This is a genomic window from Streptomyces sp. NPDC001219, from assembly GCF_053597915.1.
The window spans coordinates 62227-74849 of sequence record NZ_JBSFJF010000007.1 but is presented as its reverse complement, the minus strand read 5'-3'; the positions used below and the strand labels follow the sequence as shown (position 1 = coordinate 74849).

Genomic DNA, 12623 nt, shown 5'->3' with positions numbered 1-12623 from the left:
GCGCGCCTTCCCTGCGGGGGTCAGACGGGCGCGGGGAACTCGCCGTCCTTGAGGGCCGCGACGAACGACGACCAGCCCCCCGTCGGGAAGACCAGCACGGGCCCATACGGGTCCTTGCTGTCACGCACGGGGACGGCGTCGGGGATACCGGGGGCTACTTCGATGCAGTCCCCGCCGTCGCGGTCGCTGTAGCTGCTCTTCATCCAGGTGAGCGCCACCTCGATGCAGTCGCCGCCATCGTCGTGGCTGTAGCTGCTCTTGATCCATATCGCTGTGCTCAGCTGGTGCTTGTCCATGGTCCCCGTACCCTTCCATGAAGTCGCCGATCAGAGCGGCGGATTCGGGGGCTGACAGAGCATCCGCCCTGAGCACATCATAAGTCTGGCCGTGGCGGGCATAGACGGCCGGATCGTCGTTGAAATGGCCACGGTCCAGCGACTCCGAGTAGAGCCAGCATGCCCCGTCGGACAGCGCGATCAGGGCCATGGAGGCTTTGGGCCGCCGAAGCTCGGCACGGTCGGCAGGGGCAACCTGCACGCGGATGTTGGGGTACTGCCCGACGTTCAGCAGGTGCGCACACTGGTCCCGCATGACCTCCGGGCCGCCCACAACGTTGCGCAGACAGCTCTCGTCCAGAACGGCCACGTACAACGGGCCGTTGGCAGCCAGGAAGCGCTGCTGTCGGCTCAGTCGCGCCCGGACTCGCTCCTCCACCTTCTCGGCATTGGTGATGCGACGGCTGAACAGCGCATGCGCGTAGTCCGGCGTCTGCAACAGACCCGGGATGACCTGCTCTTGATAGGCACGCAGCGCCACCGCCTTGGCGTCCATCTCCGCCCGCCGCTCGAACCAGTCCGGATGCTGCACCTCCGGATACCAGTCGATCCGCCCCCACAGCCGCAGCAGCACGCCGCCCGTCCCCAGCAGCTCGTCGCACTGCTTGGCGAAGGTGTCCTGCGGTACGCGCGTGCCCGCCTCCACGCGGGCCACCTGCGAGCGATCGCACGGGATCTTGTTCGACAAGCCCTCCTGCGTGAAGCCCGCCGCCTCCCGGAAGTGCCTCAGCACCTCCCCGAACACGGCGGCATTGGTGGCTGCCGGTCCACTCTCTGCATTGCGTCGTCGTCGGCTCACCGCATCCCCCTTGGTGCCAGAAGGTGAGTGTCACGCGTCTGACGTTGCGACCCGCACTACGGGGCGCAACGCTGAACACACCCAACGTAATGGGTGGGTCTGACAACTGCGCCGGGTTCTCGCGCAACCAACCTCTGGGAGTCATTGAGCATGAGTTACGACCGGGATGCCGTCCCCGCGCACATGCCGGGGCTGCGCCTGCTGCCGTGGGAGAGCGAGGGCGGGAAGCCGTGCTTCCTGTCGGCGGACGGGGCCGGGGGTGTGCTGTCGCGGCTGGCCGATGAGGTCGAGGCGGAGCAGTTGTGTGACGGTGCCGAGGTGCTCAAGGGCGCGGTGGCCGTACTGGACGACGGCAAGGCGGGGGAACACGCGTTACGGCTGGCGCTGCGGGCGACCACGCAGTCCTTCGGCGATGTGCTGCGCGTCGCCGACAGCCGGGGTGCGCGGCTGCCGGTGGCGGCGGACGGTGGACAAGAGGCCGACGAGAGCGAGCTGCGGGCCGAGCGCACATGACCGAGCCCGCACGGCCGTTGCGGGCCGTGCGGGCTCGGGGGGCTGCGGTGCCGCCCGGACGGGGCGGCCGCGGCGGTGGGTCAGCCGAGGAGGCCGAGACCGCGGACGGCCTCGCGCTCCTCCGCCAGCTCCTGCACCGACGCGTCGATGCGCTCACGGGAGAAGTCGTTGACGTCCAGGCCCTGGACGATCTCGTACGCGCCGTCCTTGGTGGTGACGGGGAAGGAGGAGATCAGGCCCTCCGGGACGCCGTAGGAGCCGTCCGAGGGGATACCCATCGAGGTCCAGTCGCCGGCGGCGGTGCCGTTGACCCAGGTGTGGACGTGGTCGATGGCGGCGTTGGCGGCGGAGGCCGCGGAGGAGGCGCCACGGGCCTCGATGATCGCCGCACCGCGCTTGGCGACGGTCGGGATGAAGTCCTCGGCCAGCCACTTCTGGTCGCCCACGACCTCGGCGGCGTTCTTGCCCGCGACCTCGGCGTGGAAGATGTCGGGGTACTGGGTGGCGGAGTGGTTGCCCCAGATCGTGAGCTTGCGGATCTCGGAGACCGGGGTGCCGGTCTTCTTCGAGAGCTGCGAGAGCGCACGGTTGTGGTCGAGGCGGGTCATCGCGGTGAAGCGCTCGCGCGGGACGTCCGGCGCGGCGGCCTGGGCGATCAGCGCGTTGGTGTTGGCGGGGTTGCCGACGACCAGGACCTTGATGTCGTCCGCGGCGTGGTCGTTGATGGCCTTGCCCTGCGGCTTGAAGATGCCGCCGTTGGCCTCCAGGAGGTCGCCGCGCTCCATGCCCTTGGTGCGGGGGCGGGCGCCGACGAGCAGCGCGACGTTCGCGCCGTCGAAGGCCACGTTCGGGTCGTCGGAGATGTCGATGCCCTGCAGCAGCGGGAAGGCGCAGTCGTCGAGCTCCATGGCGGTGCCCTCGGCGGCCTTCAGACCCTGCGGGATCTCCAGAAGGCGCAGCTTCACCGGCACGTCGGCGCCGAGCAGATGACCGGAAGCGATGCGGAAGAGCAGTGCGTAACCGATCTGGCCGGCTGCACCGGTGACGGTGACATTGACGGGAGTGCGGGTCATGGCGATCTCCTGCGCGGTGTTTTCCGGGGGCAAGCCCCTGGACCACCATGGTTGGCGGTGGGTGTCCCTGCCCGGCTATCGAGGTCTCTTGGTATCGAGAGACCCGGCCGTCAGGCTATCGGACCCCTGCCGGGGGCTGGTGCCGGGCCGGTGTGGAACACCTCACCGGGTGCCCCGGGACGTCCGTACGGCCGTCCGGAGCACGCCATGGGGGGGCGGCGTGCGTTCCGGGCGGCCTCTGTGGACGAGTGGCTGGCAGCCGCCCGCTCAAGGAGGGGGGAAGCGGGCGGCCGCCTAGTTGTGCCACACCCGTGGGGGGGTATTCGTCGCATGCCCGGGATACCGGCGGGCATGCCCCCTGTCTTTCGGACATCCTCCGCGGGCGGTGATCCCGGGTGTGCGGGCGGGCCCGGAGGCCCCCGCTCCGGGCCGGTTGCGGCCCGTGCCAGGGGCGTCAGACACGACGAAGCCCCGCTGTTGTCCGGTTGAAGGACATCAACGGGGCGATGGGGGCTCAGTTTCAGCAGCATTGAATCACTGCTGGCAGGTTCAGCATTCAAGCTGCGCTGAGCCCTCTGCAAGTTCCGTCATCGCAGGCTAGATTTGCCAGGCTGCCCAGGAATTGGCGCTTCGGGCTTCTGAGGCTGCACTCGCTTTCCGGTCACTGCATCGAGGAACACTGTTTCCGTGTTCTCCTCAGAACCGTGCCTCTTCAGGCCGATCATCCATACAGGTCGCCAGCTTCCACTGACTCGCCGGGCGAGCAGTGAGACAGGGCTTGCATCAGTTTGTTTCGATGCCTTTTCTGCCAGCCTCTCGGCTTCCTTCTTTGTGACCGTCACCTTTGGCAGTGAGGGGTCAGTGGTGGTCAGTGCCGCGACTCCCATAATGCGTCCTGACGTCGTGACGATGATGTCCAGACGCATCGGCATCATGACCCCGTCGACATGGCGGCGATAGTTAAGGAGATGTGCTCCATGCTGCTCTGCGACGGCCCTGAATTTCGCTTCAGATCCTGCCAGCTCGCCCGGGAACCATTCTTTTGCGAAGCGTTCTGCCGCTGTCTTCATCTCCGCGTCGGTCAGGTTTCCGCCATCATCCTTGTTGTTCTTTGACCACACGCTTTCGAGCTTACGGTCCGGCCAGAGAGCAGAGATTTCACCACGCGTTGTACTAGCAGTGAGACGCCAACGCCCATGCCCCAGTTCTTGGATTCCACTTTCCGTGACTTCCGTCTGCCGACCATAGATTTTGGCAACCGTCCGGTTCATCCACTGGTCCTGCTGAGCGGTATCGCGGAACTTCTGCTGGGCTTGGTTCTGCCTCGCGTCGCCGTCAACAGTGGTGATAGAGAAATGGAAGGCAGCTGTGAGTGCCGCGCCAGCGACAGCGGCTACTCCTGTGCCCCACAGGGTGTCCCTGAGAGTGAATGGGGCTTGGCGCTTCTTTATCCAGAGGTACACGGTGGTGCAGAGCACACCCCCGACCCCTCCGATGGCGTTCGCGGTGACGTCGTCGTAAGTACAGGCACGACCCTCCGCAATCCACGCCTGGGCAAGCTCGATGGAGAAGGCCAGTGCTACTGAGCCGGCAGCCACGCTGACGGGGCGACGGAAGAGCAGGGTCGCTGTGACCGACACCGGGACGAACAGCAAGAAGTTCAACTGTGCCGACTCAGAGGTAAGGAAGGCACCAAGGGGAAGGCCGGCGTCGCATACCTGGGCTTGCCCGACGCCACGGCTACCCGGGGTCATGGTCACGGTGAGGATGCCGGCCAGCGTTGCCGCGAACAGCAGTGAGAGAACGATGGATTTTTTCTTTGCCCCGGCGATCAGTGCCGCTGGCAGGCCAAGCAGCACCGTGGCAACGACGAATAGCGAGACCAGGCCGGGTAGTGCGTTGATGGAGGCTTCAATCACCGTACGTGTCTCTCAAGGTGAGCGGAGGTGAGAGGCAAAGAAAGGGTGCACGCAGACGATGAATTCCCTGCTACCCGATGCGCCGTCCGGAGAGAAACCGGGCGGCGCGTTGCAGAGGCATCAGGCATTCTGCGTGCACCCCTAGATCAGCAGAGCCGGTTGACCGGAGGCGTGTAGTACGTGGAGCCGTCCGACTTCATGAAGCCGGTGGCACTGCAGTCCCCCGTGTCGGCGACACTTCGACCGCCCCAGGAATGCCCGACCTTCTGCCCCTTCTTCACGGTCTTGGCGGGGCTCTTCACGAGAATGCTTTCTGTGGTCATACCGAATACCACAGTGACAGTACCGCCGCCGGTCTTCTTGTACTGCGTTGCGGAATAGAACTTGCTTGCCGGAAGGCTGGCTTCGCGGCCATTGAATGCTTCGAAGCTCAATCGCCCATTACTCAACTCGGTCGAGGACGTTCCGGCGTAGGCTACCGTAGAACCCATAGCGGCGAGGATCACTCCGCCGACAGCCGCAGCTCGCGCAGTCTTCTTCGAAAGAAGCCTCATAATACAACTCCCCCTGAGCTTGTAGTTCGAAGCACACGAGGGAAATGCCGCGTCGACTCACCGTAGCACCCCCCGTGCGTGGTCAACTGGCCTGACTTTATGAGGAATTTAATGCTCATGCAAGTCAGATACTGAACAATAATCGGTGATGCCCGTCACAAGGTGATAGCCCTTCACAATTCAGGCCACACTTCAGATGCTTTCCGGCCGGTTCGGTTACGCCGGCGGGCAGGCCCAAGGCGCAATGTGGGGACCCGGCATCGCCTCGGAACGGTGGAATTGTGAGCCGGTCCGCGTCCTGGAACTCAACACTTGACCGCATCCACGCACCTGCGGCCCGGTCGGCATGGCGGAGGCGCAGCAACATATTGGGCAGTGCGCACGCGGTCGCGCCGGGTGGTGGCCAGATCACGCCGCCGTTCCCGAGTGACCTGCTGGCCGTCGATCCCTTCGTGGTCGTCGCGGACAGCGTGAGGGAAACACAGGGCCATCCCCATCGTCGCTTCCACTGGGCCTGTTCCTTAAGGTCTGGCCTCCAACGACGCCCCGGCGGGCGTGGCCGGAACCGGGCGGGAGCAGCCCTTCACTCCCGCCATCGTCGTCCCGCAGGCCGCGACCTTCGCCGGGTCCCCGGTCACCTCGACCATGGAGGTGTAGGCGGCGCCGTTCCGCTCGGCCCGCGCGGTGGCGCTGTGGCCGCCGGCGCTGAGGGTGGCCTGGTCGCCCGGTGCCGCCCGGCTGATCCGGGCCCAGGCGGTGTGGCAGACCTTGCTGTAGCGGACCTCGATCACCGCCCGGCCGGCCACGCCGCGGGACGGGGTGATGGCGTGCGCGCCGCCGCAGCCCATCGCCTCCGGGTCCTTGCCCACGCAGCCGGCGCCGGTGCAGCGCACCCCGGCCGGCAGCACCTGCTTCGGGCTCGGCGCGGCCGCGGGCCGGGCCGCCGGTTTCTTCGCGGGGCCGTCGCCCGGGTTCAGCAGCAGGAAGGCGGCGCCGGCCGCCAGCGCGGCACCGGCCACGCCGAGGCCGGACAACAGCAGCGTCCGGCCACGGCGGGAGCGCCGCTCCGGCACCTCGGGCGCGGGCGCCGTGTCCGGGGCGGGGGCGACGGCCGCCCATCCGGGGAAGTCCGCGGCCGTCGGGGTGTCCGTGCGCCGCTGTTGGGGCACGGAGGGCAGCGGGGCGGTCAGGGGTGCCGCCGTCGCCTGCGCGGTCTTCCCGGCCTTCGCGGTCCGGGCGGGTTTCGCGTGCTTGCCCGGGGGTTCGGCCACGGGCTGGTCGGTGTCCCATCCCAGCGCGGCGCGCGCCTGGGCGACGCTGATCGCCTCCATGGTGACGTCGTGCCGCATCTCCGAGCGGCTCCAGGCCCGTTCGGCCAGCTCCCACAGCGTGGTGAGGTGGGCGGGAGGCGCGCCGGTCGCCTCGGCGAGCGCGACCACGGCGCGCTGCGGTGGCAGCAGCCGCCCGTTGAGGTAGCGCTCCCAGGACGTTTTGCTGTAGCCCGTGGCGTCCGCGAGCGAGGCCACGCTCAGTCCTTTGCGGTCCACGAGCCTGCGCAGCTGTCCGGCGAACTCCCGCACCTGCGGATCGAGTTCCTCCGGAAGCTCCTTCCAGCGAGGCATTGCCTCCCCCTCTTCCCCCCGCTCACGTGCCCGAGCGCGGTTCCCCCCGGTCCGCCCTCCATTGCTCCCCGTGGGGACGCCCCGGTCAGCAGGGCGCTCCCCGTTCACGGGCACACGGGAACATGCGGGCATACGTCACCCTCCGTGCACCCCGTGACCCCTGCAGTGTGGCATTTCTGTCGGAGTCCGGACGACTTCCGTACGAATCCTGACAAGAACCGGCCAGGACGGGGCCATGAACCGTCATACTCGGGCCCCTTGCCGCGCGGTGCCACGCGGCGGGTACGACGCCCCTAACGCACGGTGAAGTGGACGATGTCGTCCAGGAACGGGATGTGAATCCACGGCTTGGGCTGCACCATCAGCGACAGCATCACGATCACGAAGCCGAGCACCCCGTACGTGAGCATGTCCGTGAAGCGGGAGCGGACGGCCAGCATCCCCACCGACGGCAGCGCCCACCGCAGCACCGCCCCGGCCAGCAGGGCGAGCCCGATCACGATCACGCCGATACGGAACGCGTCGAGCGCCACCAGCAGCAGCCCGGCCGCGACCCCGCCCATGACGCTGAGCAGCGGCCACTGCCGGGCGGGAGCGGGGTAGCCGCCCGCGGCCGCCCGGCCGCCGCCCTCCGGCCGGGCCGTGTCGCGGGTCAGCGTCGGGAATCGGCGCGAGGAGCGCTGCGGCTCGGAGGCTCCATCCGAATGCGCTTCGGCACCCATGGCGGGCAGTCCCTTCCGGTCTCCGGATACGTCTGTCAACGTCAAGGGTCTCAGGTCCGGCCGCGGTCAGCCCGCCGCGCGCTCGGCGGCCTCGACGACGTTGACCAGCAGCTGGGCGCGGGTCATCGGGCCGACACCGCCCGGGTTGGGGGCGACCCAGCCGGCCACCTCGGTGACTCCCGGGTGCACATCGCCGACGATCTTGCCGGCCTCGTCCCGGCTGACGCCGACGTCCAGGACGGCCGCACCGGGCTTGACGTCCTCGGGCTTGATGATGTGCGGCACACCGGCCGCGGCGACGATGATGTCGGCCTGCTTGAGGTGCGCGGACAGGTCGCGGGTGCCGGTGTGGCACTGGGTGACCGTGGCGTTCTCGGACTTGCGGGTGAGCACCAGCGGCATCGGGCGGCCGATGGTGATGCCGCGGCCGACCACGACCACGTGCGCGCCCTTGATCTCGACCTCGTGCCGCCGCAGCAGCTGGACGATGCCGTACGGGGTGCAGGGCAGCGGGCCCTCGATGCCGAGCACCAGCCGGCCCAGGCTCATCGGGTGCAGCCCGTCGGCGTCCTTGGCCGGGTCCATCAGCTCCAGGACACGGTTGGCGTCGATGCCCTTGGGGAGTGGCAGTTGGACGATGTAGCCGGTGCAGGCGGGGTCGTCGTTCAGCTCCCGCACGACCGCCTCGATCTCCTCCTGGGTGGCGGTCGCCGGCAGCTCGCGCTGGATCGACGCGATGCCGACCTGGGCGCAGTCGCGGTGCTTGCCGTTGACGTACCAGCGGCTGCCCGGGTCGTCACCGACCAGGAGGGTGCCGAGGCCGGGCTGCACGCCCTTGGCCTTGAGCGCCTCCACGCGGGTGGCCAGCTCGGACTTGATAGCGGCTGCGGTGGCCTTGCCATCCAGAATCTGCGCGGTCATACCCCCCATCCTCCCGGATGAGGGGGGCCACCTTCCAATCAGGGCATGCGGGGGCGTCCGTGGCCGGAATTGATCATTGCACTTGCACAACAGTGAGCGACCTTGACTGGACAGAGTGAATGCGCAACTAGAAGGATTGACGCGCAGTGCCGCAGGCTTCGTCGGGGGGTGGCCAGTGAATCCTGTTTTTCCTCCGAGTCATGCCGCGTCGTCCCCGCCTGACACAACGGAGGAAAACAGCAGTGAGCTTTGGTGACCCGAACAACCCTTACGGCCAGCAGCCGCAGGGGCCGTACGGCCAGCAGCCGCAGGCACCGCAGGGCCCGTACGGCCAGCAGCCGCCGGTCCCGCAGCAGGGTCAGCCCGGCTACGGCTACCCCCAGCAGGCACCGCAGCAGCAGCCCTACGGCTACCCCCAGCAGCAGGCCGTCCCGCAGCAGCAGGCCTACGGCTACCCGCAGCAGGCCGCGGCCCCGTACGGGCAGCCGATGCCCGGCATGGGCATGCCCACCGGCTACGCGAGCTGGGGTGCCCGGGTGGGCGCCTACCTCATCGACTACCTGATCGCCGGACTGCTCCCGACGATCCTGTACATCGTCGGCATCGCCATGTCGGCCAGCGCGGCGACCTCGTCGATCCCGGACACCTCGGCCTGCTCGCCCACCGACCAGCAGTGCTACACGGACGCGATCAACCGCGCCTCCGAGAGCAGCTCGCCGGCCGGCGCGATCATCTGCACCGTGCTCGCCGCCCTGATCGCCATGGGCGCCGGCATCTTCCTCCTCGTCAAGGAGGGCAACACGGGCCAGACTCCGGGCAAGAAGGCGCTGAACATCCGGGTCGTCAAGGAGACCACCGGCCAGCCCCTCGGCTTCGGTATGGCCTTCGTGCGCAAGCTGTGCCACGCCCTCGACGGCCCGCTGTGCGGTCTCGGCTTCTGGTGGCCGCTGTGGGACGAGAAGGCCCAGACGTTCGCGGACAAGATCGTCGGCTCGGTGGTCGTCAAGACCCAGTAGGCCCGTCACGGGCGCGCCGGCACCAGGTCGCCCGATGCACCACTGCCCGAAGGCCCCCTCGCAACCGCGCGATCGGGGCCTTCGCGGCTATACGGAGCGGGTCCCCGAGCCCGCGGAGCACGACGGAAGCCGGTTGGCCTACCGTCCCTTACATCGCCGATATCCGCTCAAGACGCTTGAAGGACGCCGCTCGTGAGCTACCCCAATCCGAACCCTTACGGTCCGCCCCCGGGGCAGCAGCCCCAACAGCCCCAGTACGGCTACCCCCAGCAGCCGCAGCAGCCGCAACCGCCGTCACCGTACGGCCCGTACCCGGGCGGCGGCGGGATGGCCGGCATGCAGGCGCCGTACCCGACGGTGATGCCCGGCGGCGTCAAGGCCGCCCGGGTGCTGCTGTTCGTGCTCGCCGGCCTCAACCTCATCGGCCTGGTCCTCGCGGTGATGGGGCTGGGCGGCGTCAGCAAGGCCTCGCACGAGGCCACGCTGGACACCGCCGCCGACAACGTCACGGCGATGAACATCGGTAAGGGCGTACTGATCGCGGCGATCGTGCTCATCGTGATCTTCTCGGCGGTCGCGATCACGCTGGCCCTGCAGTTCGCCAACGGCGGCAGCGGGGTGCGCACCGGCACCATCGTCTTCGGTGTCGCCGACATCATGCTGAGCCTGTTCACGTTCCCGCTCGGCCTGGTGCACACCATCCTCGGCATCCTGGTGCTGGTCTTCGTGTCCAAGGACGAGGGCAACGCCTGGTTCAACCGGCCGCGTTACTGAACGACGGCGACAAGCGACCGAGGGCCGCACCCCGCGCGGGGTGCGGCCCTCGGGGCGTTCCCGGCTCAGTGGAAGAAGTGCCGGGTGCCCGTGAAGTACATCGTCACGCCGGCCTTCTCGGCGGCCTCGACGACCTGCTCGTCACGGACCGAACCGCCGGGCTGGACCACGGCCTTGATGCCCGCGGCGGTCAGGATCTCCAGGCCGTCGGGGAACGGGAAGAACGCGTCGGAGGCGGCGTAGGCGCCCCGGGCACGCTCCTCGCCCGCCCGCTCGACCGCGAGCTTCGCGGAGTCGACGCGGTTGACCTGCCCCATGCCGACGCCGACCGAGGCACCGTCCTTGGCGAGCAGGATCGCGTTGGACTTGACCGCGCGGCAGGCCTTCCAGGCGAACGCCAGCTCCGCCAGCTCGGCGGCGGACAGCGCCTGGCCGGTGGCCAGCGTCCAGTTGGCCGGGTCGTCGCCCTCCGCCTGGAACACGTCGGTGTGCTGGACGACCGCGCCGCCGGAGAGGAACTTCACGTCGCTCGGCTGGGCCGGCCGGCCCTCGACCTTCAGGACGCGGATGTTCTTCTTCCTGGCGAGCACCTCGACCGCGCCGTCCTCGTAGGCCGGGGCCGCGATGACCTCGGTGAAGATCTCCGCGACCTGCTCGGCCAGTTCGACGGTGACCGGGCGGTTGACGGCGATCACGCCGCCGAACGCCGAGAGCGGGTCACAGGCGTGCGCCTTGCGGTGGGCCTCGGCGATGTCCGCACCGGTCGCGATGCCGCACGGGTTGGCGTGCTTGATGATCGCGACGCACGGGTCCTGGTGGTCGAAGGCGGCGCGGCGCGCGGCCTCGGTGTCCACGTAGTTGTTGAAGGACATCTCCTTGCCGTGCAGCTGCTCGGCGTTGGCGAGGCCGCCCTCCTGGCCGTCCGTGTAGAGGGCGGCGGCCTGGTGCGGGTTCTCGCCGTAGCGCAGGCTGCTCTTGCGCTCCAGGGTCTCGCCGAAGAACTCGGGCAGGCCGTTGTAGCCGCGCTCGGGTGCGTACACCTCGGTGAACCAGGACGCGACGGCGGCGTCGTACGAGGCGGTGTGCTGGAAGGCCTCGGCGGCCAGCCGCATCCGCTCGGCGAGCCCGAAGCCGCCGGTCTCGGCCGCCTCCAGGACGTCCCCGTAACGGTCCGGGTTGACGACGACCGCGACCGACGGGTGGTTCTTGGCGGCGGCGCGGACCATCGAGGGGCCGCCGATGTCGATCTGCTCCACGCACTCGTCGGGGGTGGCGCCGGAGGCGACGGTCTCCCGGAACGGGTAGAGGTTCACGATCACCAGGTCGAACGGCTCGACGCCGAGCCCGGCGAGCTGCTGGCGGTGGTCCTCCAGGCGGAGGTCGGCCAGGATGCCGGCGTGCACCTTCGGGTGCAGGGTCTTGACCCGGCCGTCGAGGCACTCGGGGAAGCCCGTCAGCTCCTCGACCTTGGTGACCGGCACCCCGGCCGCGGCGATCTTCGAGGCCGTCGATCCGGTGGAGACGAGCTGGACGCCCGCCGCGTGCAGGCCCTGTGCCAGCTCCTCCAGCCCGGACTTGTCATAGACGCTGACCAGCGCGCGGCGGATGGGCCGCTTCGTGCCTTCGGTGGCGGTCACGAGATACGTACCTTTCGTCCCTCAATGCGGTAGCCGTGCCGGGCCAGGTGCCCCACGACCTCGACGAGCAGCGATCGCTCGACTTCCTTGATGCGCTCATGCAGCGCGGATTCGTCGTCCTCGTCCCGGACCTCGACCACGCCCTGGGCGATGATCGGGCCGGTGTCGACACCGTCGTCGACGAAGTGGACGGTGCACCCGGTGACCTTCGCGCCGTACGCGAGCGCGTCGCGCACGCCATGGGCACCGGGAAAGCTCGGCAGCAGCGCCGGGTGGGTGTTGACCGTGCGGCCGCCGAAGCGGGCGAGGAACTCCTTGCCCAGGATCTTCATGAAACCGGCCGAGACCACCAGGTCGGGCTCGTACGCGGCGGTCGCCTCGGTGAGCGCCGCGTCCCAGTCAGCGCGGCTGTCGTGGTCCTTGACCCGGCAGACGAACGTCGGGAGCCCGGCGGCCTCGGCGCGCTCCAGGCCCGCGATGGCGCCCCGGTCGGCGCCGACCGCGACAATCTCGGCGCCGTACGCCTCCGGGCCCTGCGCGGCGATGGCGTCCAGCAGCGCCTGGAGGTTGGTCCCGGAACCGGAGACCAGGGCGACGACACGGGCCGGGCGGCCGGACCGGCCGGGCGGAACAGACGGGACGGGGGGTGGGGAGGAAGCCACGGCGGGGCTCTTTTCCGATCTCGCGTGCTTTGTGTGGTCGTACAAGACTGCGGACACCGCAGATCCGGGGAACCCT

At 68.9% G+C, this 12623-nt stretch carries 12 protein-coding genes and 1 pseudogene; 3 read left to right on the top strand and 10 right to left on the bottom strand.

The annotated features are described in order from the left end of the window. Positions 1 to 20 precede the first annotated feature (20 nt). Together ACWC9R_RS06395 and ACWC9R_RS06390 are read right to left on the bottom strand one after the other, a co-directional pair. Positions 21 to 296: a DUF397 domain-containing protein gene (locus tag ACWC9R_RS06395; protein ID WP_450729242.1), complete on the bottom strand. Its 276-nt coding sequence runs from the start codon at positions 294 to 296 to the stop codon at positions 21 to 23. A 40-nt stretch (positions 297 to 336) separates the two neighbouring features. Continuing rightward, positions 337 to 1068, bottom strand: a pseudogene (locus ACWC9R_RS06390) (helix-turn-helix domain-containing protein); the annotation flags it as partial. A 216-nt stretch (positions 1069 to 1284) separates the two neighbouring features. Here ACWC9R_RS06390 and ACWC9R_RS06385 point away from each other — a divergent pair. Further along, positions 1285 to 1647 carry a hypothetical protein gene (locus ACWC9R_RS06385; protein WP_450729241.1) on the top strand — a complete coding sequence of 121 codons (363 nt, stop codon included), beginning with the start codon at positions 1285 to 1287 and terminating at the stop codon, positions 1645 to 1647. A gap of 80 nt (positions 1648 to 1727) precedes the next feature. On the opposite strand, the gene ACWC9R_RS06380 is transcribed toward ACWC9R_RS06385, so the two are convergent. The 6 genes from ACWC9R_RS06380 to ACWC9R_RS06355 form a co-directional block, all read right to left on the bottom strand. Next, the gene (locus ACWC9R_RS06380) at positions 1728 to 2720 is read right to left on the bottom strand and encodes a malate dehydrogenase (RefSeq protein WP_450729240.1); all 993 of its coding nucleotides are present in this window, start codon (positions 2718 to 2720) and stop codon (positions 1728 to 1730) included. Between the two features lie 587 nt (positions 2721 to 3307). After that, positions 3308 to 4639, bottom strand: coding sequence for a VanZ family protein (locus tag ACWC9R_RS06375; RefSeq protein ID WP_450729239.1), 1332 nt, complete (start codon positions 4637 to 4639; stop codon positions 3308 to 3310). Between the two features lie 146 nt (positions 4640 to 4785). Continuing rightward, a complete protein-coding gene (locus ACWC9R_RS06370) occupies positions 4786 to 5193 on the bottom strand; it encodes a hypothetical protein (protein WP_450729238.1) in 408 nt (135 codons plus the stop codon). Between the two features lie 521 nt (positions 5194 to 5714). Continuing rightward, a complete protein-coding gene (locus ACWC9R_RS06365) occupies positions 5715 to 6815 on the bottom strand; it encodes a helix-turn-helix domain-containing protein (protein WP_450729237.1) in 1101 nt (366 codons plus the stop codon). Positions 6816 to 7108: 293 nt separating this feature from the next. Beyond that, positions 7109 to 7537, bottom strand: coding sequence for a DUF3017 domain-containing protein (locus ACWC9R_RS06360; protein WP_450729236.1), 429 nt, complete (start codon positions 7535 to 7537; stop codon positions 7109 to 7111). Positions 7538 to 7603: 66 nt separating this feature from the next. Next, positions 7604 to 8458, bottom strand: a complete 855-nt coding sequence (locus ACWC9R_RS06355) for a bifunctional methylenetetrahydrofolate dehydrogenase/methenyltetrahydrofolate cyclohydrolase (protein WP_450729235.1) — start codon at positions 8456 to 8458, stop codon at positions 7604 to 7606. A gap of 242 nt (positions 8459 to 8700) precedes the next feature. Here ACWC9R_RS06355 and ACWC9R_RS06350 point away from each other — a divergent pair, with 242 nt between their 5' ends. Both ACWC9R_RS06350 and ACWC9R_RS06345 read left to right on the top strand, forming a co-directional pair. Further along, positions 8701 to 9474 carry an RDD family protein gene (locus tag ACWC9R_RS06350; RefSeq protein WP_450729234.1) on the top strand — a complete coding sequence of 258 codons (774 nt, stop codon included), beginning with the start codon at positions 8701 to 8703 and terminating at the stop codon, positions 9472 to 9474. A 192-nt stretch (positions 9475 to 9666) separates the two neighbouring features. Then, entirely contained in the window at positions 9667 to 10248 is a 582-nt protein-coding gene (locus ACWC9R_RS06345; RefSeq protein WP_450729233.1) for a hypothetical protein, read from the top strand. Positions 10249 to 10313: 65 nt separating this feature from the next. On the opposite strand, the gene purH is transcribed toward ACWC9R_RS06345, so the two are convergent. Both purH and purN read right to left on the bottom strand, forming a co-directional pair. Beyond that, positions 10314 to 11885, bottom strand: a complete 1572-nt coding sequence (gene purH, locus ACWC9R_RS06340) for a bifunctional phosphoribosylaminoimidazolecarboxamide formyltransferase/IMP cyclohydrolase (RefSeq protein WP_450729232.1) — start codon at positions 11883 to 11885, stop codon at positions 10314 to 10316. Next, on the bottom strand, positions 11882 to 12547 hold the full coding sequence (gene purN / locus ACWC9R_RS06335) for a phosphoribosylglycinamide formyltransferase (protein ID WP_362604543.1): 666 nt from the start codon (positions 12545 to 12547) through the stop codon (positions 11882 to 11884). Before purN ends, purH begins: the two co-directional genes overlap by 4 nt. Positions 12548 to 12623 lie beyond the last annotated feature (76 nt).

Excerpts from the sequence above, each read along its gene's own strand:
- ACWC9R_RS06395 (WP_450729242.1), bottom strand. The coding sequence starts at position 296 with ATGGACAAGCACCAGCTGAGCACAGCGATATGGATCAAGAGCAGCTAC.
- ACWC9R_RS06385 (WP_450729241.1), top strand. The coding sequence starts at position 1,285 with ATGAGTTACGACCGGGATGCCGTCCCCGCGCACATGCCGGGGCTGCGC.
- ACWC9R_RS06380 (WP_450729240.1), bottom strand. The coding sequence starts at position 2,720 with ATGACCCGCACTCCCGTCAATGTCACCGTCACCGGTGCAGCCGGCCAG.
- ACWC9R_RS06370 (WP_450729238.1), bottom strand. The coding sequence starts at position 5,193 with ATGAGGCTTCTTTCGAAGAAGACTGCGCGAGCTGCGGCTGTCGGCGGA.
- ACWC9R_RS06365 (WP_450729237.1), bottom strand. The coding sequence starts at position 6,815 with ATGCCTCGCTGGAAGGAGCTTCCGGAGGAACTCGATCCGCAGGTGCGG.
- ACWC9R_RS06360 (WP_450729236.1), bottom strand. The coding sequence starts at position 7,537 with ATGGGTGCCGAAGCGCATTCGGATGGAGCCTCCGAGCCGCAGCGCTCC.
- ACWC9R_RS06355 (WP_450729235.1), bottom strand. The coding sequence starts at position 8,458 with ATGACCGCGCAGATTCTGGATGGCAAGGCCACCGCAGCCGCTATCAAG.